The following is a 22728-nucleotide window of genomic DNA, read 5'->3' as shown; positions in this document are numbered from 1 at the left end:
CTGCCCACGGGTGAACAGCGCCAGGACTACTCAATGGTCGCCGCCAAATGGCTACCCCGTGCCTCCCGTATAAATACCTGTTGGGCAGCGGTGTCTGGCCATTTATGCGGCGCGTTGATCCGTGCCTTGAGTTGACCAACGAACGCCTGAGCTTCCTCTTGGCGGTTGAAGTTCACTTCCAGGTTATCCAGCTGCACGACCCAACGATGGGTCGTCCGTTTTTCTGTAATCGCAATGATCATAAACACCTCCCGTCGACCTCGAGAATCACCCATCCCTCATCACGGTTTTTACACAATGTTCTGCACACCCGACTCCCGGGTGCGCACGTCACTCATGGCCATGACGGATGCCTCTGGCCATGTCCGATGGAATTGGGCACTGCCCCAAGACTGCGCCGAGGTGGCAGGACAGAAATTGATAATGGTCAATACTTTGTGAGAGGCCGCCTGTGATTGACCGCGCGTCAGGCGCTGAAACCGGTCAACCGTCTCTTTGACAAAGATCAAACCCACCCCCCTCTCCAGCAGCAGGATAAGAACCAGGCCTTACGGCCCAAACGCACGGTCGACATTGAGTGCAAGGGTTTCTGCGATGACCTACGGGAGAATTGTCATGTCTGAGCAATCACGTTTCATGCTGGTCGTTTCGCCGCTGATGGAAAACAGCCCCGCTTTCGACCGGGCCGCAGCATTGGCCAAGGCTGCGGGGGCCGCCTTGCATATCGTGGCGTTCGACTACCTGGAGGGACTGGCGACCGCCGGTCTGGTCAACGAACAAGCGCTGGAGCAGATGCGCCTGGGCTATGTCGAGCGTCATCGCCAATGGCTCGAAGACCAAGCCCGGCCCTTGCGTAAAATCGGCGTGCACGTCACCACGGAGGTGGTCTGGGTAGAAAAACCTCTGAAAGAAATCCTCATTCACCTCAAAGAACAGCCGATGGCGGTACTGATCAAGGCGCTGGAGCATGAATCGCTGCTGTCACGCCTGATGTTCACGCCACTGGATATCCATCTGCTGCGCGAATGCCCGGTGCCGCTGCATTTTGTCAGCAATGTGCAGCACGCGCTGCCGCGAAGAATCCTCGTCGCGGTCGACCCGTTCCATCGTGACGGTCAATACGTGGGTTTCAACGACAGGATTCTGCGCGAAGCCTCGAAACTGGCGAGCATCTGTAACGCTGAGCTCGATGTGATCTATGCCCATGACCTTTCCTCCATCAGCGCTAACGAATTCGGCTTTGATAATGCCTCGGCGTTTTTCTCATCAGGCAAAGCCAAATCACTGTTCGATGCACAGGGCCAGACTTTCCGCGATCTGGCTGATCGCAATGGCATCCCGCCGGAGCGTCAGCACATGATCATGGGCGACCCGGCCAAGGTCCTCTCCAGTTATGCCGATGCTTATAGCATCGACGTCATCGTGATGGGCCGGGTCGGTCATCGTGGCATTGAGCGATTGGTCGGCAGTACGGTGGAACACCTGCTGTACAAAATGCCGTGTAGCGTGTGGGTCGTTTCGCCAGAGACGCTGGAGGACTGAGGCAGGGTTGTTGCCGCGTTTTAGGCTGGCACCGCTTGACGCCCAAGCGGTGCTGATCTTGAATCTTGTTTGCTGCCCTTTCCCCCCGACACGCCTGATACTGGCCAGCAGTCTGCAGCCAAACCCGCCGTCGGGCTTCGTCAACCGGCACCTGCTAGCCGGGAAAAAGGATTTGCCATGACTAATCTGGTGATTTGCTGCGACGGCACCTGGAACACCCCCGACCAACTCGACCAAGGCATCCCCGCCCCCACCAACGTGGTGCGGCTTTACAACGCCGTAGCTGACAACGCCAAGGGCGTAGCACAAACCACCTACTATCACCCCGGTGTCGGCACCAATGGCAGTTGGTGGGATAAAGCCGTCGGCGGCGGCACCGGTGCCGGCCTTGATGACAACATCATGAGCGCCTACCAGAAGCTCTGTTACTGCTACCAGCCCGGCGACAACATCTTCCTGTTCGGCTTCAGCCGCGGCGCTTACACGGTGCGCAGCCTTGCCGGGTTCATTGGCCGCTGCGGGCTGTTGCAGATCGTCGGGTTACCACCCGCCGAGGTCTGGACGCGCATCCAGACCCTGCTCACCTACGGCTACCGGCGTAAAACCGAGGAGCGCAAAGACTGGGATGCGCAAGGTTGGCAGTTCCACAACAAGGCTGGCAATTCGATCCCCATTCGTTTCATTGGGGTCTGGGACACCGTCGGTGCGCTGGGCATCCCCGACGACATGGCATTGCTCAATCTGCTCGACAATCGCGAACGCTACACCTTCCACGACACCACGCTGCACCCCTCGGTCAAGTACGCCCGCCACGCGTTGGCGATGGACGAACGCCGCGCCTCGTTCCAGCCGACGCTGTGGAGCAAGCCGCCGACGGGCACCGACCTCCAGCAAATCTGGTTCCCCGGCGTGCATTCAGACGTCGGCGGTGGCTACCAGAACTGCGGCCTGGCCAATGGCGCGTTGAAGTGGATGATTGATGAGGCGAGCGCGGCCGGACTGATTTTTGACCCCAATATTGTCAAGCAGATCAAGCCAGACCTCTACGACACCCTGCACGACTCCTGTGATGGCGTGTTCACTGTGCTGCCGACTCAACCCCGCAGCGTGGCCGACATGAGCTCACAACAGACGTTGTTCCACACATCAGCACTGGACCGGCAGAAAGTCCCCCCCATCACCCAATCGCCCTACCGCAAAGCACGCTTGCTGGCACCGCCTAACCCGCTGGTACTGGACATCTCCGCCCGCCAACCGTGGAACGAAACCGGCCTGTGGCTCAACGCTGGCACCACGTACACCTTTAGCGCCAGCGGTGAGTGGCTGGACGCCTCGATCGTTTGCGACCCGGCCGGGCCAGTGAGCAAGCATTTTCAACCCAGCGAACTGGCCTACGTGGCCGGCGCGGCATTGGGCAAACTGGAAACCTGGTACAGCAAGCTGTTCAACAACAGCGACGCAAACTTTTACTTCACCCGCCGCCACGAGAATTACCCTTGGTTCAGTCTCGTCGGCGCAATCGCCAACAGCGAGGGTGTCGACGCCAAAGGCGTCCTGTTGAAACCGGAAACCTTCCTCATCGGCCACGGCTGCACGTACACGCCGAAGCGCTCCGGGTATCTCTATGCCTATGCCAATGACGCGTGGAATTGCTATGGGAATAACAAGGGGCATGTGGCGTTGACGATTCAGTAGTCCATGGCTGATCACCGGGTTATTGCGAGGGGGTGAAATGCATGAAGCCCCGCCCCCTCAGAGGGGACGGGGCTTCTGACTGCACACCCTGCTGAAACAACGAATAACCTGTGGCAAGTTCCTTCGTCACAAAACAGCGGTCACACAGCTGGCTCAATCTTATCCAGCACTCCATTCGCCGTGATCTCTGCCACCATGATGCTGTTGGAAATGCCCAGCAGCGCGTAGCGCGCCTCCCCCTCCAGATGATCCACCAAGTGGTGGACCATCACATCAAGCGAAGCCAGTGTCTCGACCAAAAAAACCGCCAGGGTTTCGGCTGTGGCTTTCGGGTCCACGGAAAATAGCGTGCTGCGTGTTCGCGGGGTGGCTTTGATGTCGGCGTTGGACGGGAAGTGGACGTTGAGGGCGCGTTCGGCGGCCTCGTTGAGCTTTTTTGAATCGGGTTCGTACGGGGACACTGGATCGGTGTCTGGTGGATTGGGGGTTACCTTGAACATGGTGAAACTCCTAGAGAAATGGAGCTGCCACGATTCGCTGCGAAACGAAAAATAAGGTGGCAACTGTACGCGGGTTCGCAGACCAGGACTCTAGGAACCCGGCAGACCCGAAGGTCTCCCACGCACAGCCGCCATGACATGAGGGACAGACCTGACGAAGCATCTGGTCATGGACGTAGACGTTGTGCGTCTAGAGATTACCCGGGCTGCGAAACCCGATCACTGATGGGCAGTGACACGAGTCAAGTTACCGAGAGGCCCAAAAGCGCACAAGCCGGCGGATTCTGGCGTACCCGTAGGCAAAGGCACAAGGTTTTGTAGCTTTCAGGACGTAACCTTGAGGGTGCTTAAACATAAGCTCTCAAGTGTTGTTGAATGGGCTGACACGTACTTCCTACGGAGGGTGAAAGAGGTAGCAATGTTGTCTCTTGAATCAATCGGTAATCGGCCAAAAGCAGTCGGTCGAGCAAGATCCAGAAAAGCGGGTTGCGCGACTTTACCATTTGCCAGCTTGGGCTCATCTGAGCACTGCCAGACTGGCTGCCATATGCCTATCGGCCGATAGGCTGCCGAGGGTCGGCCAAGGTGTCCTTATAAAGATAACGACGGGCGTGCCGATACTGCAAAAGTACTCCAAGTCACTGCACGCTGTTGTTGGCGATGAGCAAGGAACACAAAATGATGTCTACTCGTCGGAACGCACTCAAAGCATCAGACGTGACCCTTTGCGGTCTGGTGTGCCTGGCTGGGGTCGCCGTCACGTTCTTGGTGCTGATTCTGTTCGTAGGGTCAGAGAAACGTACCGTTAGCGTTGCTTTTCAACTGGAGGTCGACGAAAGATTCAGTCGCCTGCAACGACGCTTTAATACTCAGGTCTTGAAACTAGACGTTGTAAGGCGTTTCTTTATCAACGCCGACGATGTCACTGAAAAGGAGTTTCTGGGATTCGTTACGCCTCTAGTGGAAGAGGACGAAGCCTATAGCTGGGTACCAAGGATTCTCGAGAAGGATCTCCAAGCGTTTCGCGCTAAGGCGCTTCTCAATGGCACCCGTGATTTTTCATACCATGAAATTAATCCCGTCACCGGCGAAAAAGTCCCCCTCGCCAGCCGGCCTGAACACTGGATATTGCTCTACTTATTGAAGCGCGACGACGTAAAGATAATACCGGGCATGGATGTTCTGGCTCGCCCCGGTCGCCAAGCCTTGATGAGCAAGGCACGAGAAACACGTCAAATAGTTGTGTCGGAACCGTTGAAAATGACCAATGGGCAGTCGGGGATTTTCTTTGTCGCACCTGTATTCCAGGAGTCCCCTGAGGTTCCATTGAACGATGATAATTTGCAGGGGTTCGTTGTCTCCACCGTACGCTTGGCTTCGTTGATGGAACAAGGCATTCCATTACCAAGTCTGCAACGACTGAACGTGACACTTTCATTGATCGACACGCAGCATCAAGGGGAAAACATTTATCAGAGCGCTGCCCCTGCGGCCCCTTCAGCGCTGTACGCGCAGCGGCTACTGAAAGTAGCCGACCAAAATTACTTGATCCAGTTTAGACCCAGCCCAACATTTCTGGTCGCCAACAGCTACGCACTGTCCATCAGCCTAATTATCGTGTTCGGAGCTGGGTTGACGCTGCTGCTGACCTTGATGGTGTACTTGTTGATTACGCAGCGCGCCCGCGCCCTCTCGCTGGTTGATGAACGCACGAAAGACTTGCGGTTGTTGAACATTACCGATCACCTGACCGGAGTCTATAACCGCCGACACTTCGAAGAGTTGATGGAGCGCCTGCTCATCGAGGCTAACGTGCAATACCGCCCTCTGTCGCTGATCATGTTTGACGTCGATCACTTCAAACACATCAACGACCGCTGGGGCCATCAGTGTGGTGATAACGTTTTGAAGTCGTTGTGCACACGAATACGTTCGGCAACACGCAAAACCGATCTGCTGTGCAGAACAGGCGGAGAAGAGTTTGCATTGATCTGCCCGGATAGCCAACTGAACGATACAAGGCTACTGGCAGAAAAGCTTCGAGCTCTAATAAGCAACCTGCCATTTGATGATATTGGACAGGCGACGTGTAGCTTCGGCGTTGCCACGTGGATTCCATCAGAATCGTTTGACGCCTTCATTCGGCGCGCTGATACCGCGATGTACAGTGCTAAATCAAGTGGTAGAGATCAAGTCCAACTTGCCGATATGTAGCAGGTCGGCTACCCGGATGTCACGGCGCAAAAGCCAAAACTCGATAGCTTCGCAGCCGCGCTCTGCGTTCAGGTCATCGTCCCATTGTCCAGCACGCCCCCTGGTAATGACCGGCAGAAGACGACCCAAATCAGTCCTTCGGGGAAGGGCTGAAATCGGCCGATTTCTGTTGAAAACAATCGGATTCTCAGCTCGCCTGAACTCAAGCATGATCACCGCCAGAGAGCCTACTCACCACTTGAGTGATTTCTCAGCTCTTCGTTGACCTTTGCTGCTCTGCTATTGGGTTAGTTTGAGTTTTTTTGCTTAGTGCAGGCGCACCTATCCCGTGACCGGTGGCCCTTGAGATATAAATTTGGCCAGCCGGCGACATGAACTCATCGGTCGCGCCACTCATGCCACGTAGTCGCAAGCGATCCAATTTCAGGAAGCGCTTGAGGTGGGCAAACAACCGATCATTGTCTGGGTGCTCTCGACTTCTGCGGTTCGATGAGCCGGTGTGGGCTTCACCTCCAAATCGTCTACCTTGCTGGTGACACCGTAACGTATGGGCAGGTGGCGGGCATCCTCGAACGTGTCCCGGGACGTCCATTCAAACGTAACGTCTGGATGGTTGCGCACTTGATCCGGGAACTGGAAAAAGCCCCCACTCATCACATCAAAAAGTACCGCGCAGTGTTCGCACAAGGCAAAGGTGTGGCTTGCTCCCTGCGGCATACCAAACTATCGGGTATTTATCCGCGCAGTAAACCTCACGCCCCTTACCTCCCCGCTAATCACTCCTGCTTATATAAGTACACGGGCACATGAAGTAACTCGTTTCATATTTGAAACAAATCCGCCATGTTCCCGCGTTCGGCGTTACTGAACCAAGCATCCTCCCTTTCGCAGTTTCCCTGTAATACACATCAAATGTGCAATTTCGTGCCACACAGGAAACCTTGTTTCATATATGAAACGTGCGTGAAATGAGAAATTCAACGTAACTTCATAATAAGAAAGGTTTTTTTAAGAAAAAACCAACTGGGCAACTCAGTGGCATTGTTCATGCAATAAACACCGTATCACCTATAAAACAGACCAGAGACCCTTCCCAATGGCTGTGAACGAGATGTACGCCATCGCTCCTCAATGGAATAAACCCGCTCCCAAGGAAGATCTGGAGCCCATCGAAATTGAATTTCGCAATGTCGGCAAATGTTTCCCGGCCAAAGGAAAGTCCGAAGCGCCGTTTGCCATTCGCGACGTCAATTTCAAGATTCGCCGCGGTGAAGTGGTGTCGATCATCGGCCCTTCCGGTTGCGGCAAAAGCACCATTCTGAACATGGGCTCCGGCCTCTATCGACCTTCCGAAGGCGAAGTGTTTGTCGGCGGTGAAGCGGTGACAGGTCCGGTTCGCCAAGTTGCTTTCATGCTGCAAAAAGACCTGCTGATGCCATGGCGCAGCATTCGTCGCAATGTCGAACTGGGCCTGGAAATTCAAGGTGTACCGGCCGCTAAGCGTCAGGCCGTGGCCAAAGATCTGCTCGATCGTTGCCACCTGCAAGGCTTTGCCGACCACTACCCGTTCCAGCTGTCGGGCGGCATGCGGCAGCGTGCAGCCCTGGCTCGTACCTTGGCCATCGACCCGCAAGTGCTGTTCCTCGACGAGCCGTTCTCGGCCCTGGATGCGCAGACCAAGATGATCCTGCAGCAGGACATGGCGCGGATGCTGTTCGACGAAAAGAAAACCGCCCTGTTCATTACCCATGACCTGATCGAAGCCATCGCCATGTCCGACCGGTTGCTGGTCATGAGTGCCCGCCCGGGCACCATCATCGAAGAAATCAACGTCGACCTGCCGTTTCGCGACAACCCGCTGGAGCGCCGCAAGCTGCCGGAGATCGGTCCGCTGGCCGGTCGCCTGATGGAATTGCTGAAAGTCGGCGAAGACACCGAACTGCATTGATCAACGCCCTTGCGGCCATCAACCGATTCAGGAGTACGCATGTTCAAGTCTCTGTTTCAACGCTTCAGCCAGGCCAGCGGCATTGCGCTCGGCCTGGGCATGGCCTTCGCCGCGCAGGCGCAGCCCACCGACGTGACCTACTTGTTGCCGGCGCCGCCGAACTCGCCGGCGTTCGCCCCGTGGATCATTGCCCAGCAAAAGGGTTACTACGCCGCCCAGAACCTGAACATGACCTTCATCGCGGCCAAGGGCGGTGTGGACGTGGCGAAGCAGATCGGTGCCGGTAACGCCATGCTCGGCGGTGCCCTGGGTGATACCCCGATTGTGGTGCGGGCCAACGGTATTCCGGTGCGCTCCGTCGCCGTGCTGGGCGCCGGCGGTGTAACTATGATTGCCACCAACGCCGCCGAAAATATCAACTCGATCACTGACCTCAAGGGCAAGACCATGACGGTGATGTCCTACTCGGACACCACCTATTACGCCTTGCTCGCCTCCCTTAGAAAAGCAGGCCTGAGCAAAACCGACGTGAACATCCAGGCTGCCGGCCCGTCGGGCGTCTGGCAGTTATTCTCGGCTGACAAAGCCCAGGCGATGGCGGGCGTACCGGACTGGGTGGTCAACGCCGAAGAAGCCGGCGTGAAGATCAAACTGATCCCGCAATCGCAAATTTTCGAAAGCATGGCCCAGGCAATTCTCGCGTCGGACGACGCCATCAAGACGCACCCGGAAATTGTTCGCGGCGTGGTCCAGGCCACCCTGCAAGGCATGCGCGACATCATCCAGGACCCGCACGCCGCGGCACTCACCTTCGCCAAAGCTGTCCCCGCCTACGCCGGCAAAGAAGATTCGCTGGAGAAGGTCTTCAAGCTTTACGTCGAACACGTCTACGCCAACCAAACCGTACTGGGTCGCATCGATCCGGCGCGGCTGGAAGCGGTCCGCACGTTCTATGTCAGCGAAGGCATCGTCAACCAGGAACCGAAGCTCGACGACCTGTACACCAATCAGTTCATCGACACCCAAACAGCTGCGCAATAACGGCGAGTGACAACAAGGTAACGACACGATGAAAAACCTCAATAACTCCATGCTCGGCAGCGTTGCCCTGCTGATCCTGTTCCTGGTGCTCTGGCAATGGGGCCCGGGACTGCTCGGCATGCCCGAATTCGTCATGCCGCACCTGAGCCGCGTGGCCCAGGAAAGTGTGGTGATGTGGCAAACCGGCGGTCTGCTGCAACATACCTTGATCACCGCATTCGAGATCATCGTCGGCTTCGGCCTGGGCGCTCTGCTCGGTGTGGCGATCGGTGTTTCGCTCGGGCTCTCGCCCGCTGCCGAAGCCATGCTGTCGCCATACATTTTGGCCCTGCAAATCGCCCCCAAAGTCGCCTTCGCCCCGCTGTTCGTGATGTGGCTGGGCTACACGATTTACCCGAAGATCCTGATTGCCATCCTGATTGTGTTCTTCCCGGTGATGATCAACGTGCTGTCGGCCATCCGCACCGTTGACCCGGACATGATCAACCTGGTCCGGACCATGAACGCCAGTCGCTGGCAGATCTTCCGCCTGGTGGAGTTCCCATCGGCCATGGCCGCGCTGTTCTCGGGCTTGCGCATTGCCTCCACCCTGGCTGTGATCGGCGTCACCGTCGGTGAGCTGGTCGGCGGCAACCAGGGCTTGGGATTCCTGCTGGTCGATGCCGAAGGTCAGGGCAACACCGCGGGCGTATTCGTCGCCATTGTGATGCTCACGCTGATCGGTGTGCTCTCTTACGGCGCGGTGGTCTGGGCCGAGAAACGCGTTCTGCATTACATGCCCAAAGCCATGCTGAGTACCCAATGATGACGGCCCTCAATCGTTTGCTCGAAGGCCGCCGGATCCTGGTCACCGGGGGCGCCCGCGGATTGGGTTATGCCTTTGCCCAGGCCATCGGCCGCGCCGGTGCCCACGTGGTGATCGCCGACATTCTTGCCGAGCGCGTCCAGCAATCGGCCACTGAACTCGTCGCCGAAGGCCTGACCGTGCATGGCGTGACAGTTGATCTGGCGCAACCCGATTCGATCGATGCCTGCGTGGCTGAAGCCACCCGCTTGCTCGGCGGCCTCGACGGCCTGGTGAACAACGCTTCAATCACCAATTCCGGCGGCAAGACCTGCGAAGAGCTGAGCCTCGAGACCTGGGATCAGGTCATGCAAGTCAACGTGCGCGGCACCTGGCTGATGACCAAGGCGTGTCTGCCGGCCCTGCGCGCCAGCGGTCATGGCGCCATCGTCAACCTGGCGTCGGACACGCCTCTGTGGGGTGCGCCCAACCTGCTGGCCTATGTCGCCAGCAAGGGCGCAATCATCGCGATGACCCGCAGCCTGGCCCGCGAACTGGGCACCGACAACATCACGGTCAACGCCATCGCGCCGGGCCTGGTGCTGGTCGAAGCGACCGCCTACGTGCCCGAAGCACGTCACCGTTTGTACAACGATCACCGGGCCATTCAACGCCCACAACTTCCCGAAGACGTCAGCGGCGCCGTGTTGTTCGCGCTGTCCGACCTCGCCCGTTTCATCACTGGACAAACCTTGCCGGTCAACGGCGGGTTCGTCATGCCTTGACTTGATCTGGAGACAGCCATGACCGATTTATCAGCACAGCAAGACACCCCGAAAAGCTGGGAACAGCCAGCCGGCAGCGATCTCGAAAGCTGGATGAAAACCCGCATCGCTCGCTATGACACGCGCAAGTACGACTGGAACGCGCTGAAGTTCCAGGCCGACTACGATCCGAAATTCCGTCGTGCGCAAATGCGCTACATCGGCACCGGCGGCACCGGCGTGAGCACCGACATGAACACCATCCCGTCGGAGAATTTCACGTTCTCGACCATGGTGATTCCGGCCGGTCATGAAGGCCCGCCGCACCTGCACACTGACGTTGAAGAAGTGTTCTTCGTGCTGCGCGGCAAACTCAAAGTGATCATCGAAAAGGACGGCGAGCGCTTCGAAACCATCCTCACCGACCGCGACGTGATTTCCGTGCCGCCCGGCGTGTACCGCGAAGAGATCAACATCGGCGATGAAGACGCGCTGATGTGCGTGATGCTCGGCGCGAAAAAACCGCTGACCCCGACCTACCCGCCAGAACACCCTCTGGCCTCGATCAAGCGCGGATAAGCCCATGTCGTACGCCATCGATAATCTCGTTTCGCCGCTCACGGCTGACCTCCAGGCACAACTGGCCCTGAACTTTCCGGTGCGTACGCTGGAGATCGCCGGCGGTCGCCAAGCCTTTCGCGAATGCGGGGCCGGGCCGGCCATTGTGTTGTTGCACGGGATCGGCTCAGGCTCGGCGTCGTGGTTAGAGGTGGCGCAGGAGCTTGGCCAGAGCGCCCGGGTGATTGCCTGGGACGCGCCCGGCTACGGTGATTCCACGCCGCTGAGAACGCTGGCCCCCGACGCTTCGGACTACGCCGAACGACTGCTGCAACTGCTCGACGCACTGGGCATCCAGCGCTGTGTGCTGGTGGGTCATTCCCTGGGCGCGATTACCGCCACGGCGTTCGCCAGCGGCGTGCAGCAGCAACGGATCAGCCGGCTGGTCTTGATCAGCCCGGCCCAAGGCTATGGCCATCCATCACGCGCGTTGCAGCGTCAGGAAGTGCGCAACAAACGCCTGCGTGCCCTGGAACAACTGAGCATTCAGCAGATGGCCGAGCAACGCAGTCCCTACATGCTTTCACCCGCCGCCAGCCCGAAAGCACTGGCCTGGGTGCGATGGAACATGGCGCGGCTCAATCCCGATGGCTATCGCCAGGCCATTGAACTGCTGTGCAGCGATGACCTGCTGCGGCACCCACCGCTGTCGATGCCTTGCGAAGTGCATTGCGGCGAAGCCGACGGCATCACCGCGCCCGAAAGCTGCCTGACCCTGGCCAAGGCGTTGGGCGCCACGTTCAACCTGATTGCCGATGCCGGGCATGCCAGCCCTATTGAACAACCTTATGTCGTGGCGGGCCGTCTGGCCTTTGCCATTAAAGAATCCCTGACAGGTGCATCTCTATGAACGATTCAGATCTGCTGAAGGACGCTCAGGACAAATACATCGTGCCGGGCCTGGAGCGCGGTCTGCTGCTGCTCTGCGAATTCAGCCGGCGCAATCGCACGCTGACAGCGCCAGAACTGGCCCGGCGTCTGGCACTGCCACGCTCGACCATATTTCGTCTGCTGTCGACCCTGGAAACCATGGGGTTTGTCACCCGCAGCGGCAATGAATACCGCTTGGGCATGTCGGTGCTACGCCTGGGCTTTGAATACCTGGCTTCGCTGGAACTGACCGAACTGGGCCAGCCGCTGCTGGCTCGCTTGTGCGACCGCCTCAACTACCCGAGCAACCTGGTGGTGCGCGATGGTCGTTCGATCGTTTACGTGGCCAAGGTCTCGCCGCCGTCAGTGTTCTCCAGTGCGGTCAACGTCGGCACTCGCCTGCCCGCCCACGCCACTGTCCTCGGACGAATTCTGCTCGAAGACTTGTCGCTGGCCGAGTTGCGTGAGCTGTACCCGGAAGACCATCTGGAGCAGTTCTCGCCGTGCACGCCGAAAACCGTGATGGAACTGTTCGACCTGGTTCAGGCTGACCGCCAGCGCGGTTTCGTCAGCAGCGAAGGCTTCTTCGAGTCAACGATCTCGACCGTTGCCGCCCCGGTGCGCGATGAGACGAGCAGGATCGTCGCCGCGCTGGGCGTCACGATCCCGACCGCACAGATCGCTCACGTCAACTTCAACGAGTTGCTCCTGCAAGTGCGCCGTAGCGCCGACGAACTGTCGCGGCTGCTCAACTACAACAGCGCTGCTGCCCATGACGGGCACCGCGTCACTGCATTGATGAGGGATTGAGATGAGCCTTTATCAACTGCAAGACAGCACCGCGATTGTCACCGGCGGCTCTTCGGGCATTGGCCTGGCCTGCGTCGAGTTATTGCTCGAAGCCGGCGCGGCCGTGGCCTTTTGCGGCCGGGACGAAAACCGGTTGCGCAACGCTGAAACCGAATTGCGTCAACGCTTCCCCGAAGCACGGCTGCTCACCCAAGTTTGCAACGTGCTCGATGCGGACTCAGTCAAGGCGTTTGCCGCCGCCAGTCTGGCCGCATTGGGCCCGGCCAGCGTGTTGATCAACAACGCCGGGCAAGGTCGGGTGTCGACCTTCGCCGACACCACCGACAGCGCCTGGACCGAAGAGTTGAACCTGAAGTTCTTCTCGGTGATCAACCCGGTCCACGCCTTCATGGCACAGCTGCAACGCCAGCCGAACGCGGCCATCGTCTGCGTCAACTCGCTGCTGGCCAGCCAGCCGGAGCCGCACATGGTCGCCACCTCGGCCGCTCGCGCCGGGGTCATGAACCTGGTGCGCTCGATGGCCACCGAATTTGCCGGTCAGGGTATTCGGGTCAACGGCATCCTCATTGGCCTGGTTGAGTCCGGGCAATGGCGCCGACGTTTCGAGGCCCGCGAAGAGCGGGACCTGGACTGGACCCAATGGACCGCCCGGCTCGCGCAACAAAAACACATTCCCTTGGGGCGTCTGGGCCTGCCGATTGAAGCGGCCCGCGCGATCCTGTTTCTGGCCTCGCCTCTGTCGGCTTACACCACAGGCAGCCATATCGATGTTTCTGGAGGCCTGTCTCGTCATGCGTAATGAAAATACTGTCACCGTTGGCGCTGCCATCACCGCGTTTCTCGAGCAGTGCGACGTCAAGGCCGCGTTCGGCGTGATCTCGATCCACAACATGCCGATCCTCGATGCCTTCGCCGTTCGCGGAAATATCCGCTTCGTCATGGCTCGTGGGGAAGCCGGCGCCACTAATATGGCCGACGCCTATGCCCGCACCACCGGCGGCCTCGGTGTCTGCCTGACATCCACCGGCACCGCAGCCGGCAACGCCGCAGGCGCCATGGTCGAAGCGTTGACCGCCGGCACACCGCTGCTGCACATCACCGGGCAGATCGAAACACCGTACCTGGATCAGGAATTCGCCTACATCCACGAAGCCCGCGACCAACTGACCATGCTCAAGGCTGTATCGAAGGCTGCGTTCCGTGTGCGCAGTGTCGAAACCGCCATCAGCACCATGAAGCTGGCCGTGCAGACTGCGCTGACCGCTCCCACCGGGCCGGTCAGCGTGGAAATCCCGATCGACATCCAGTCGACCTTTATCACGATGCCGACCGACCTCTCGCCGCTGCCAATCCCAGTGGCCGTCCCCGCGCCCGAAGCGCTGGACCTGGTGGCCGAACGACTGGCCACCGCCACCCGTCCATTGCTATGGCTCGGCGGCGGCGCACGACACGCCGGGCCTCAAGTCAAACGCCTGCTGGACATGGGCGTCGGCGTGATCACCTCGACCCAGGGTCGCGGTGTGGTCAACGAAGATGACGAACGCTGCCTCGGCGCGTTCTCGCAAAACAAACTGGTCGAGCAGTTCCTGCAAAGCTGCGATGCCTTGCTGATCGCCGGCTCCCGTCTGCGCAGCAATGAAACCTTCAAGTACGCGTTGAAATTGCCACGCAACACTTTGCGCATCGACGCCAACCCGGCCATCGAAGGTCGCAGCTATAACAGCGAACTGTTCATCTGTGGCGACTCGGCGCTAGCACTTGAAGGTCTGGCGGATCGTCTGGAAGGTCGGCTGCAAATCGATCCGACCTTCCTTGCCGAGCTCAAGCAAGTGCGCGAAAAGTCCCGCACGCAACTGATCGCCGACCTCGGCCCGTACTCGGCCATGGTCGAACAGCTGCAAGCCATCACCGGGCGCAATTTCTCCTGGGTACGCGACGTCACGCTGTCCAACAGCATCTGGGGCAACCGCCTGCTGACCCTGTTCCACCCGCGAGCTGGCGTGCATGCCCTCGGCGGCGGCATTGGCCAGGGCCTGTCGATGGGCATCGGCGCGGCAGTCGCTGCGGCTGAAACAGCCCCTGAGCGCAAAGTCTTCACCCTGGCCGGTGACGGCGGTTTTATCCTCAACCTCGGCGAACTGGCGACGCTGGTGCAAGAAAAAGCCAACGTGGTGATTCTGCTGATGAACGACCAGCGCTACGGCGTGATCCGCAACATTCAGGACGCGGTCTACGGCAGCCGTCACTGCTACGTCGACCTGCACACCCCGGATTATTCCAAGCTGGCGGAATCGCTGAACCTGCGCCACGGCCTGGTCACCGACCTGAAGGATTTCGGCCGCGTGGTCGACGGCGCACTGGCTCAACCCGGCCCGTTCCTGCTGGAAGTGGACATGCTCGCCGTCGGCAGCTTCGCTACCCAGTTCGCCGGTCCGCCCAACAGCGAAACCAAAGCGCAAAAAGCCACGGCCTGAGGACTTCGTCATGTTGCATATCACCATGATCGGCTGCGGCGCCATTGGCGTCGGCGTGCTCGAACTATTGGAGAAGGACCCGCAGCTGTGCGTTGACTACGTCATCGCTTCGACCGGGTCTGAAGAATTGGTGCGCCAGCGGCTGGCCAGTTTCAAGCAACCACCGCAGGTGCTGACCGCCTTACCGGCCGACGCCCGCCCGGACCTATTGGTCGAGTGCGCCGGCCACCGCGCCATCGAAGAACATGTGTTGCCGGCGCTGGAACGTGGCATTGCCTGCCTGATCGTCTCGGTCGGCGCGCTGTCCGAAGTTGGCCTGGTTGAACGCTTGGAAGCAGCAGCCGAACGCGGCCAGACCCGCATCGAGTTGCTGCCCGGCGCTATCGGCGGCATCGACGCCTTGTCGGCGGCCAAAGTCGGCGGGCTGGATTCGGTCAATTACACCGGCCGCAAACCGGCTAAAGCCTGGAAAAACACCCCCGCTGAACAGGCCTGTGACCTGGACAACATTACCGAAGCCACGGTGATTTTTCAGGGCAGCGCCCGGGAAGCGGCACGGCTCTATCCAAAAAACGCCAACGTCGCCGCGACCTTGTCGCTGGCCGGGCTCGGCCTGGATCGCACCCATGTGACGCTGATCGCCGATCCGCTGAGCGAGGAGAACGTCCATCACTTCGAGGCTCGCGGCGCTTTTGGCGGTTTCGAACTGAGCTTGCGTGGCAAACCGCTGCTGGCCAACCCGAAGACCTCGGCGCTGACCGTTTACAGCGTCGTCCGCGCCCTGGGCAACCACGCCCACGCGATTTCGATTTAGGGGACCGTCGATGACTCTCGAACAGACTTTACCGATCTGCATTGCCGGCGACTGGCGCCTCGGTCGCGGCGAGCGTTATGCCACGTGCTACCCCGCCACGGGCGAAGCCGTCGCCTGGCTGAATGCCGCCAGTGTCGACGACGTTGAAGACGCCGTGCAAGGCGCCCATCAGGCGTTTTTGCACAGCGGCTGGGCGCAGCGCAAACCTCACGAACGGGCCAGCGTGCTTTACCGCATCGCCGAGCTGATCCGTGAGCGCAGCGAGGAACTGGCGCAATTGCAGCGCCAGGACAACGGCAAACCGATCAACGAAACCCGTGCCCTGGTGGCCAGCGCCGCCGGCACATTCCAGTTCTTCGCTTCGGCCTGTGAAACCCTCGAAGAAACCATCACGCCGTCCCGTGGTGATTTCGTCAGCATGAGTGTGTACGAACCGATGGGCGTGATCGCCGCGATCACCCCGTGGAACTCGCCGATTGCCAGCGAGGCGCAGAAGGTCGCTCCGGCGCTGGCAGCGGGCAACGCGGTGGTGATCAAACCGGCGGAAATCACCCCGTTGATGGCCCTGCAACTGGCGCGCATCTGCGAAGACGCAGGCTTGCCTAAAGGCCTGCTCAGTGTGCTGCCGGGTAAAGGTTCACTGCTCGGTGATGCGCTGACCCGTCATCCGTTGGTCAAGCGCGTGTCGTTCACCGGCGGCACCAAAACCGGCAAGCACATTGCCCACATCGCCGCCGACAAGATGATGCCGGTGTCGCTGGAACTGGGCGGCAAATCACCGACCATCGTCCTCGACGACGCCGACCTCGACCACGCGGTGGCGGGTGTGCTGTACGGCATCTTCAGCTCTTCGGGCGAAGCCTGCATCGCCGGCTCGCGGTTGTTCGTCGCCCGCGCGCTGTATGAGCCGTTCATGTCGCGCCTGGTGGCCGCTGCGGCCGAACTGCGCGTCGGTGATCCGGCCGATGAACGTACCCAAATGGGTCCGTTGATCAGCGCCGGCCACCGCGACTCGGTGGAGCGTTATGTGGCTCTGGGGCTGGCCGAAGGTGGACGCCTGCTGCTCGGTGGCAAACGTCCGAGCGGCGGCGTGTACGACCAGGGTTATTACTACCCGCCGACCATCCTCGAAGGCCTGAACAACAGCCAACAGGTTTGTCAGGAAGAGATCTTCGGCCCCGTTTTGGTGGCGATGCCCTTCGATGACGAAGCGCAATTGCTCGAACAGGCCAACGACAGCCTGTACGCCCTCGCCGCCGGCATCTGGACGCACGACTACAAACGCGCCTGGGCACTGGGCCGAAAAATTCAGGCCGGTACGGTGTGGATCAACACCTACAAACAGTTCTCGATTTCCACACCGTTCGGCGGCTGGCGCGACAGCGGTCTGGGCCGTGAAAAAGGTCGCCTCGGCATCCTGCAGTACATGGAACAGAAAAGCCTTTATTGGGGCATGAATGAACAGCCACTGGCCTGGGCCGGTGCGCAACGAGAGGTTGGGTTATGAGCGTTTTAGGCATTGATGAAGTCACCTACGGCGTCGAGGACCTCGACACCAGCGTGCGTTTTTTCAGCGACTGGGGCCTGACTAAAGTCAGCGAGCAGCCTGATGAAGTGATCTTCGAAACCCTCAACGGTTGCCGCGTGGTGCTCGCCGACATCAACAAGGCCGGTTTGCCACCTGCCATCGAAGCCGGTTCAACCGTGCGCGAAGTGGTGTGGGGCGTCGAAAGCGACGCCGACTTGAAGCTTTATGGCGAACGAATCGCCAACGATCCGGGCTTCATAGAAGCCGATGGCCGCATCGGTTGCACCGACCCTAACGGCCTGGCAATCCGCCTGCAGGTGACCCGCAAACGTGACCTGGAGATCGAGTGCAGCGGCCATAACACCTGGCAGACCAAAGGCCGGATCAACAAAGCCGCGCCGATCTACGACCGCGCCACGCCGATCGAAGTCGGTCATGTGGTGTTTTTCGTCAAGGACGTGAATGCCTGCGAAGCCTTCTATCACGAGCGCTTCGGCTTCCAGGCCTCGGACCGTTATCCGGATCGCGGAGCGTTCCTGCGCACCGCCGAAGAAGGTGGCCACCACGACCTGTTCATGCTGCAACTGCCCGCCCCTCGTGCCGGCTTGAACCACGTCGCCTTCACCGTGCGCGATGTGCACGAAGTGTTCGGCGGCGGCATGCACATCTCCCGCCGCGGCTGGGCCACGGAAATCGGCCCGGGCCGACACCCGGTGTCTTCGGCGTTCTTCTGGTACTTCAAGAACCCGGCCGGCGCCCTGGTCGAGTACTACGCCGACGAAGACCAACTGACCGGCGAATGGCAGCCACGGGACTTCGAGCCGGGCCCGACGATGTTCGCTGAGTGGGCGATTGCCGGCGGCATCGATGGCAATACCCGTCGCCAGCAACATGTCGAAGCGCCGCAAGGCAAGTTCCTCACCGACAAACCGAAATCCTGAGCAGGAGTCGTCCATGTCTTCGCTGAATATCGCTATCGCCGGTGCCGGAATCGGCGGCCTGACCGCCGCCATCGCCCTGCATCGCGCAGGCCATAACGTCACCGTATTCGAACAGTCGAAAGCCTTTTTGCGGGTCGGTGCCGATATCAACCTGACCCCTAATGCCGTGCGTGCTCTGGATGGTCTTGGGGTGGGCGCCGCCGTGCGCATTCCGGCCGCTCGTCCAACGCACCGGATCAGTCGCCTGTGGGACAGCGGCGAGGAATCTTCGCGCCTGGAAATGTCCGATGCCGCCGAACAGAAATACGGTGCACCGCAACTGACCATTCACCGCGCCGATCTGCTGGCCGCGCTGGCGGACGTCTTTCCACCAGAACAGGTGCAGTTTGGCAAACGCGCCGACCACGTCGTGCAAACCGCCGACGGCATCGAGTTGCGCTTCAAGGATGGCAGCCGTCACTTCACCGATCTGTTGATCGGTGCGGATGGCATCCATTCGGTAGTGCGTAATGCGCTGTTCGGTGATGAGCAACCGCGCTTTACCGGAGTGGTCGCTTACCGCGCCGTCGTACCTGCCGAACGCGTGGCCCATGTGCCGAACATTCAGGCGTTCACTAAATGGTGGGGCCCGACACCGGAAAGCCAGATCGTGACGTTTCCGCTGAACCAGGGTCGGGACATTTTCATCTTCGCTACCACCGCTCAAGACAGCTGGCATGAAGAGTCCTGGACCAGCGCCGGCGATGCCGACGAGTTGCGTAGCCATTATCAGGACTTCCACCCGGATGCTCGCGCTCTGTTGGATGCGTGCAACGAGGTGCTCAAGACCGCGCTGTATGAACGCGATCCGCTACCGTTCTGGTCCAAAGGGGCGATGACGCTGCTGGGCGATGCCTGCCATCCGATGATGCCGTTCATGGCTCAGGGCGCCGGCCAGGCGATCGAAGATGCGGTGGTGCTCGCTCGCCATTTGCAAGACCTGACCGGCACCGCGCAAATCGCCGATGCCCTGCAGGCTTATCAGCAGGCGCGGTTGCAACGCACCAGCCAGATCCAGATCGGCTCGCGCGGCAACCAATGGCTCAAGGACGGCGGTAACGCCGACTGGGTTTATGGCTATGACGCCTGGGCCGTGCCGATGCCGAACGTGGCGTGAGCAGGACCGCAGCCATGAGCAAATCCTTGCTGGTGACCGTACTGCTCAAGCACGACCAATCAAAGAACCTGGAAGACATTCAGCGGCACATGAAGCAGCAGGACTGGTGGGAACGGTTTCCCCCGCAAGGCGTCGAGGTGGTGTCCTGGACCGTGGCCATGGGCCTGGGCCAGATCGTCACCCTGCGGTTGCCGCCGAGTCTGCTGCCGACCCTCAACGTCGAGCTCGAACGGTCGGCCTGGGGCGTGTTCAGCACCGAAGTTTTCCCGACGTATGACTTTATTCCCGTGCGCGAAATGATCCGCGAACGGGTACGTAACGGAGATCAATGAGATGAGCAATACCGAACCCTACCTGGAGCCCCATCAGGCCCGCAAACGTCCGAACACCCAGTTCGAAGAGTTGCTCGGCGACTCCATCGAGCGCGCCTTCGGCAACGGAGTGACCGAATTGCCCGATCTGCTCGCGCACCTGAATCTGGCCGGGCCGCCCTGCCCGCTGACCACCGGAGAGTGGACAGCAGACGCCTATAAAACCCTGATGGCTCGGCTGGGCGAATGACCCGCCGGAGGACAATAAGAAATGAACATGAATACAACCGTCGATCCAGCTGAAAACCTCTTGGCCAACGGGTTGAAAAACCTTTGGTTCCCGGTCCTGCCCTCCGATCAATTGGGCGAAAAACCGGTGTCAATTCGCCGTCTGGGCTACAAAATCGCCCTGTGGCGCGACAATGACGGCAGCGTCCATGCCCTTGAAGATCATTGCCCTCATCGCGGCGCGCCGCTGTCCCAGGGACCGGTGCTGGGTGACCGTCTGCAATGCCCTTATCACGGCGTCGAAGTGCGCTGTGACGGCACCGTCACCAAAGTCCCCGGCAGCCCTGGTTGCAAGCTTGAAGGCAGCCGCCCGACACGCATGTTTCACACCCGTGAAGCCGCTGGCGCGATCTTTCTGTACAACGCTGCAGATCCGCACGTGGACACCCCTCCGGAGCTGGTCCTGCCAGAGCAACTGACCTCCCCCGAATGGAGCAGCTTCCTCTGCTACACAGAATGGAAAGGCGATTATCGCTACGTCATCGACAACGTCATGGACCCGATGCACGGCACCTACCTGCACAAGATGTCGCACTCCATGAGCGAAGGCGAAGCCACCGCCAAGTTCGTCACCCGCGACACCGACAACGGTTTCTTCTTCGAGAAAGAAGGCCAGCGCGGGGTGAATTTCGACTGGACCGAGTTCATGGATAACGGCTGCCACTGGCTGCGCCTGGAAATCCCCTATCCGAAAACCGGCGGCCCGGGCGGCAACTTCACCATCATCGGCAGCTACACGCCGAGCAGCCGCTCCTTGTCCGCGGTGTTCCACTGGCGTTGCCGTCCACTGACCGGCTGGCAGCGCGATACCTGGCGTTTCCTCTACAAAAACCGCCTGGAAGCACGCCACTGGGCAGTGCTGGAACAGGACCGGGTGCTGCTCGAGTTCATGGAACCGGACGCCAACCAGCGGGAAAACCTCTACCAGCATGACTTGGGTGTGGTGCGTCTGCGTCGCTACCTGAAAAACGCGGCCAAGGCCCAACTGGAGCTGATCGACGCGAAGCAGGTGCCATGAACGCAGCCGTGCAACGTGTTCAGGCCGGCTCGTTGATCGAGCCGGCCAGCGCCACCTGGTCGAATGCCTTGCTGATCGGCAATGAAGTGGTGATGTCCGGCATGACCGGCCATCCCGCTACACGCCTGGCCGTTGTGGCAGACGCGCCGCTCGATGCCTACGCCCAGACACTGGTCGTGTTGAACAAAGTCCGGGCGCTGGTCGAGGCGGCGGGTGGGCATATCGGCAACATTTACCGGCTGACGGTGTATGTCACCGAGATCGCCGACAAGGACGAAGTGGGTCGCGCACGGCGTGACTTCTTCGAAGGTCAGGCGGTTTTTCCTACCTCCACGCTGGTTGAAGTGAGCGCGCTGGTGTTTCCCGAACTGCGGGTGGAGATCGAGGCCGGCGCGCGTCTCGATCTCGATTTGCGTACTGTCGAAAAGAGGTGACCGATGTCCCATTCCTCCCCCCTCACCGCTCGCGTGCACACACTGCGCTACGAAGCCGAAGGCATCATCAGCGTCGAGTTGCGGCCGTTTGGCGACACGGTGTTCGCCCCGTTTGAAGCCGGCTCGCACATCGATTTGCACTTACCCAACGGACTGGTGCGCAGTTATTCACTGCTCAACTCGCCAAGCGATCAAGGCCGTTATGTGATCGGCATCCTGCGAGATCGCAACAGCCGTGGCGGCTCGGAATTTGTGCATGCGCAGCTGCGGGTCGGCATGCAACTGCCAATCTCGTCGCCGCGCAATAATTTCCAGCTCGACCTCAGTGCCAGACATAGCGTGCTGGTGGCTGGCGGTATCGGTATCACGCCGATCTACTGCATGTTCCGGCAACTGCTGGCGCTGGGAAAATCCGCCGAGTTGATCTACTGCGCCCGCTCGCGACAGGAAGCCGCGCTGGTTGAGGAACTCAGCGGCTTGAGTGCCAAAGTCGTCTATCACTTCAACGATGAAAAGGGCATGCCGCCAGACCTGAGCGCCTACCTGGCGGGTCAGCCGAGCGATACGCACTTCTATTGCTGCGGCCCGACGCCGATGCTCGATGCTTTCGAAAGTACCTGCGAAGGCCTCGGTTACCCTCATGCGCATATCGAGCGTTTCACGGCGGCAGAACTGCCGCCGTCTGAAGACGCGCAGAGCAGCTACAGCGTCGAGCTGAAAAAAACCGGCAAGACACTGTCGATCGAGCCGGGTTTGAGTTTGCTCGACGTACTGCTTGAGGCGGGTTGCGACATCGAGTACAGCTGTCGCGAAGGGGTCTGCGGGTCGTGCGAAACACGCGTACTGGAAGGTGATGTCGACCACCGGGACGGCGTGCTGACCAAAGCCGAACGTGCGGCCAACAAATCCATGATGGTGTGTGTGTCGGGTTGCAAGAGTCGGCGATTGGTCCTGGATCTATAACGCGAGTATCAAGTT

23 protein-coding genes and 1 pseudogene are annotated in these 22728 nt (G+C 59.8%); 22 read left to right on the top strand and 2 right to left on the bottom strand.

The genetic code is table 11. From position 1 onward, the window contains the following. Positions 1-26: 26 nt before the first annotated feature. A complete protein-coding gene (locus AB4N43_RS29415) occupies positions 27-242 on the bottom strand; it encodes a hypothetical protein (RefSeq protein WP_059182774.1) in 216 nt (71 codons plus the stop codon). 373 nt (positions 243-615) lie between these two features. Here AB4N43_RS29415 and AB4N43_RS29410 point away from each other — a divergent pair, with 373 nt between their 5' ends. Next, complete coding sequence (locus AB4N43_RS29410) at positions 616-1542, top strand: universal stress protein (protein WP_194940227.1); 927 nt, start codon at positions 616-618, stop codon at positions 1540-1542. Between the two features lie 177 nt (positions 1543-1719). After that, positions 1720-3237, top strand: coding sequence for a DUF2235 domain-containing protein (locus AB4N43_RS29405; protein ID WP_460152586.1), 1518 nt, complete (start codon positions 1720-1722; stop codon positions 3235-3237). 140 nt (positions 3238-3377) lie between these two features. Here the strand turns inward: AB4N43_RS29405 and AB4N43_RS29400 are convergent, their stop codons facing one another. Next, the gene (locus AB4N43_RS29400; RefSeq protein WP_027923584.1) at positions 3378-3737 is read right to left on the bottom strand and encodes a DUF6124 family protein; all 360 of its coding nucleotides are present in this window, start codon (positions 3735-3737) and stop codon (positions 3378-3380) included. Positions 3738-4415: 678 nt separating this feature from the next. Here AB4N43_RS29400 and AB4N43_RS29395 point away from each other — a divergent pair. The 20 genes and pseudogenes from AB4N43_RS29395 to AB4N43_RS29300 all read left to right on the top strand — a co-directional run bounded on the left by AB4N43_RS29395 (position 4416) and on the right by AB4N43_RS29300 (position 22713). Continuing rightward, a complete protein-coding gene (locus tag AB4N43_RS29395) occupies positions 4416-5951 on the top strand; it encodes a diguanylate cyclase (RefSeq protein ID WP_460152584.1) in 1536 nt (511 codons plus the stop codon). 513 nt (positions 5952-6464) lie between these two features. Next, positions 6465-6653: pseudogene (locus AB4N43_RS29390) on the top strand (aromatic alcohol reductase); the annotation flags it as partial. A gap of 409 nt (positions 6654-7062) precedes the next feature. Then, complete coding sequence (locus tag AB4N43_RS29385) at positions 7063-7899, top strand: ABC transporter ATP-binding protein (protein WP_050590200.1); 837 nt, start codon at positions 7063-7065, stop codon at positions 7897-7899. A 39-nt stretch (positions 7900-7938) separates the two neighbouring features. After that, positions 7939-8940 carry an ABC transporter substrate-binding protein gene (locus AB4N43_RS29380; RefSeq protein ID WP_027923580.1) on the top strand — a complete coding sequence of 334 codons (1002 nt, stop codon included), beginning with the start codon at positions 7939-7941 and terminating at the stop codon, positions 8938-8940. Between the two features lie 28 nt (positions 8941-8968). Continuing rightward, on the top strand, positions 8969-9745 hold the full coding sequence (locus tag AB4N43_RS29375; protein WP_027923579.1) for an ABC transporter permease: 777 nt from the start codon (positions 8969-8971) through the stop codon (positions 9743-9745). Continuing rightward, positions 9742-10509 carry an SDR family oxidoreductase gene (locus AB4N43_RS29370; RefSeq protein ID WP_172825941.1) on the top strand — a complete coding sequence of 256 codons (768 nt, stop codon included), beginning with the start codon at positions 9742-9744 and terminating at the stop codon, positions 10507-10509. The genes AB4N43_RS29375 and AB4N43_RS29370 overlap by 4 nt, the downstream gene beginning before the upstream one ends. Positions 10510-10527: 18 nt before the next feature. Further along, positions 10528-11067, top strand: a complete 540-nt coding sequence (locus AB4N43_RS29365; RefSeq protein ID WP_027923577.1) for a cupin domain-containing protein — start codon at positions 10528-10530, stop codon at positions 11065-11067. Positions 11068-11071: 4 nt separating this feature from the next. Then, complete coding sequence (locus AB4N43_RS29360; protein ID WP_460152581.1) at positions 11072-11956, top strand: alpha/beta fold hydrolase; 885 nt, start codon at positions 11072-11074, stop codon at positions 11954-11956. Beyond that, complete coding sequence (locus AB4N43_RS29355; protein ID WP_027923575.1) at positions 11953-12786, top strand: IclR family transcriptional regulator; 834 nt, start codon at positions 11953-11955, stop codon at positions 12784-12786. Before AB4N43_RS29360 ends, AB4N43_RS29355 begins: the two co-directional genes overlap by 4 nt. Position 12787: 1 nt before the next feature. Further along, positions 12788-13585 carry an SDR family oxidoreductase gene (locus AB4N43_RS29350; RefSeq protein WP_027923574.1) on the top strand — a complete coding sequence of 266 codons (798 nt, stop codon included), beginning with the start codon at positions 12788-12790 and terminating at the stop codon, positions 13583-13585. Then, positions 13578-15260, top strand: a complete 1683-nt coding sequence (locus AB4N43_RS29345; RefSeq protein WP_027923573.1) for a thiamine pyrophosphate-binding protein — start codon at positions 13578-13580, stop codon at positions 15258-15260. The genes AB4N43_RS29350 and AB4N43_RS29345 overlap by 8 nt, the downstream gene beginning before the upstream one ends. 10 nt (positions 15261-15270) lie before the next feature. After that, positions 15271-16074, top strand: coding sequence for an aspartate dehydrogenase (locus AB4N43_RS29340; RefSeq protein WP_027923572.1), 804 nt, complete (start codon positions 15271-15273; stop codon positions 16072-16074). A gap of 10 nt (positions 16075-16084) precedes the next feature. Continuing rightward, entirely contained in the window at positions 16085-17581 is a 1497-nt protein-coding gene (locus AB4N43_RS29335) for an aldehyde dehydrogenase (protein ID WP_460152579.1), read from the top strand. Beyond that, positions 17578-18543: a VOC family protein gene (locus tag AB4N43_RS29330; protein ID WP_460152577.1), complete on the top strand. Its 966-nt coding sequence runs from the start codon at positions 17578-17580 to the stop codon at positions 18541-18543. The genes AB4N43_RS29335 and AB4N43_RS29330 overlap by 4 nt, the downstream gene beginning before the upstream one ends. Before the next feature lie 13 nt (positions 18544-18556). After that, positions 18557-19699: an FAD-dependent monooxygenase gene (locus AB4N43_RS29325; protein ID WP_460152575.1), complete on the top strand. Its 1143-nt coding sequence runs from the start codon at positions 18557-18559 to the stop codon at positions 19697-19699. A gap of 14 nt (positions 19700-19713) precedes the next feature. Beyond that, a complete protein-coding gene (locus AB4N43_RS29320; protein ID WP_460152573.1) occupies positions 19714-20031 on the top strand; it encodes a hypothetical protein in 318 nt (105 codons plus the stop codon). Position 20032: 1 nt separating this feature from the next. Continuing rightward, positions 20033-20260, top strand: a complete 228-nt coding sequence (locus AB4N43_RS29315; protein WP_027923567.1) for a recombinase-like helix-turn-helix domain-containing protein — start codon at positions 20033-20035, stop codon at positions 20258-20260. Between the two features lie 21 nt (positions 20261-20281). Further along, positions 20282-21316, top strand: coding sequence for an aromatic ring-hydroxylating oxygenase subunit alpha (locus AB4N43_RS29310; RefSeq protein WP_027923566.1), 1035 nt, complete (start codon positions 20282-20284; stop codon positions 21314-21316). Further along, positions 21313-21750, top strand: a complete 438-nt coding sequence (locus tag AB4N43_RS29305) for a Rid family hydrolase (RefSeq protein ID WP_027923565.1) — start codon at positions 21313-21315, stop codon at positions 21748-21750. Before AB4N43_RS29310 ends, AB4N43_RS29305 begins: the two co-directional genes overlap by 4 nt. Before the next feature lie 3 nt (positions 21751-21753). Continuing rightward, the gene (locus AB4N43_RS29300; protein WP_027923564.1) at positions 21754-22713 is read left to right on the top strand and encodes a PDR/VanB family oxidoreductase; all 960 of its coding nucleotides are present in this window, start codon (positions 21754-21756) and stop codon (positions 22711-22713) included. Positions 22714-22728: the final 15 nt, after the last annotated feature.

The organism is Pseudomonas sp. S2_B07 (assembly GCF_054668435.1).
The sequence above is the reverse complement of the archived record's forward strand: the minus strand, read 5'-3'. Positions and strand labels throughout refer to the sequence as shown.

Excerpts from the sequence above, each read along its gene's own strand:
- AB4N43_RS29415 (WP_059182774.1), bottom strand. The coding sequence starts at position 242 with ATGATCATTGCGATTACAGAAAAACGGACGACCCATCGTTGGGTCGTG.
- AB4N43_RS29410 (WP_194940227.1), top strand. The coding sequence starts at position 616 with ATGTCTGAGCAATCACGTTTCATGCTGGTCGTTTCGCCGCTGATGGAA.
- AB4N43_RS29405 (WP_460152586.1), top strand. The coding sequence starts at position 1,720 with ATGACTAATCTGGTGATTTGCTGCGACGGCACCTGGAACACCCCCGAC.
- AB4N43_RS29400 (WP_027923584.1), bottom strand. The coding sequence starts at position 3,737 with ATGTTCAAGGTAACCCCCAATCCACCAGACACCGATCCAGTGTCCCCG.
- AB4N43_RS29395 (WP_460152584.1), top strand. The coding sequence starts at position 4,416 with ATGATGTCTACTCGTCGGAACGCACTCAAAGCATCAGACGTGACCCTT.
- AB4N43_RS29385 (WP_050590200.1), top strand. The coding sequence starts at position 7,063 with ATGTACGCCATCGCTCCTCAATGGAATAAACCCGCTCCCAAGGAAGAT.
- AB4N43_RS29380 (WP_027923580.1), top strand. The coding sequence starts at position 7,939 with ATGTTCAAGTCTCTGTTTCAACGCTTCAGCCAGGCCAGCGGCATTGCG.
- AB4N43_RS29375 (WP_027923579.1), top strand. The coding sequence starts at position 8,969 with ATGAAAAACCTCAATAACTCCATGCTCGGCAGCGTTGCCCTGCTGATC.
- AB4N43_RS29370 (WP_172825941.1), top strand. The coding sequence starts at position 9,742 with ATGATGACGGCCCTCAATCGTTTGCTCGAAGGCCGCCGGATCCTGGTC.
- AB4N43_RS29365 (WP_027923577.1), top strand. The coding sequence starts at position 10,528 with ATGACCGATTTATCAGCACAGCAAGACACCCCGAAAAGCTGGGAACAG.
- AB4N43_RS29360 (WP_460152581.1), top strand. The coding sequence starts at position 11,072 with ATGTCGTACGCCATCGATAATCTCGTTTCGCCGCTCACGGCTGACCTC.
- AB4N43_RS29355 (WP_027923575.1), top strand. The coding sequence starts at position 11,953 with ATGAACGATTCAGATCTGCTGAAGGACGCTCAGGACAAATACATCGTG.
- AB4N43_RS29350 (WP_027923574.1), top strand. The coding sequence starts at position 12,788 with ATGAGCCTTTATCAACTGCAAGACAGCACCGCGATTGTCACCGGCGGC.
- AB4N43_RS29345 (WP_027923573.1), top strand. The coding sequence starts at position 13,578 with ATGCGTAATGAAAATACTGTCACCGTTGGCGCTGCCATCACCGCGTTT.
- AB4N43_RS29340 (WP_027923572.1), top strand. The coding sequence starts at position 15,271 with ATGTTGCATATCACCATGATCGGCTGCGGCGCCATTGGCGTCGGCGTG.
- AB4N43_RS29335 (WP_460152579.1), top strand. The coding sequence starts at position 16,085 with ATGACTCTCGAACAGACTTTACCGATCTGCATTGCCGGCGACTGGCGC.
- AB4N43_RS29330 (WP_460152577.1), top strand. The coding sequence starts at position 17,578 with ATGAGCGTTTTAGGCATTGATGAAGTCACCTACGGCGTCGAGGACCTC.
- AB4N43_RS29325 (WP_460152575.1), top strand. The coding sequence starts at position 18,557 with ATGTCTTCGCTGAATATCGCTATCGCCGGTGCCGGAATCGGCGGCCTG.
- AB4N43_RS29320 (WP_460152573.1), top strand. The coding sequence starts at position 19,714 with ATGAGCAAATCCTTGCTGGTGACCGTACTGCTCAAGCACGACCAATCA.
- AB4N43_RS29315 (WP_027923567.1), top strand. The coding sequence starts at position 20,033 with ATGAGCAATACCGAACCCTACCTGGAGCCCCATCAGGCCCGCAAACGT.
- AB4N43_RS29310 (WP_027923566.1), top strand. The coding sequence starts at position 20,282 with ATGAACATGAATACAACCGTCGATCCAGCTGAAAACCTCTTGGCCAAC.
- AB4N43_RS29305 (WP_027923565.1), top strand. The coding sequence starts at position 21,313 with ATGAACGCAGCCGTGCAACGTGTTCAGGCCGGCTCGTTGATCGAGCCG.
- AB4N43_RS29300 (WP_027923564.1), top strand. The coding sequence starts at position 21,754 with ATGTCCCATTCCTCCCCCCTCACCGCTCGCGTGCACACACTGCGCTAC.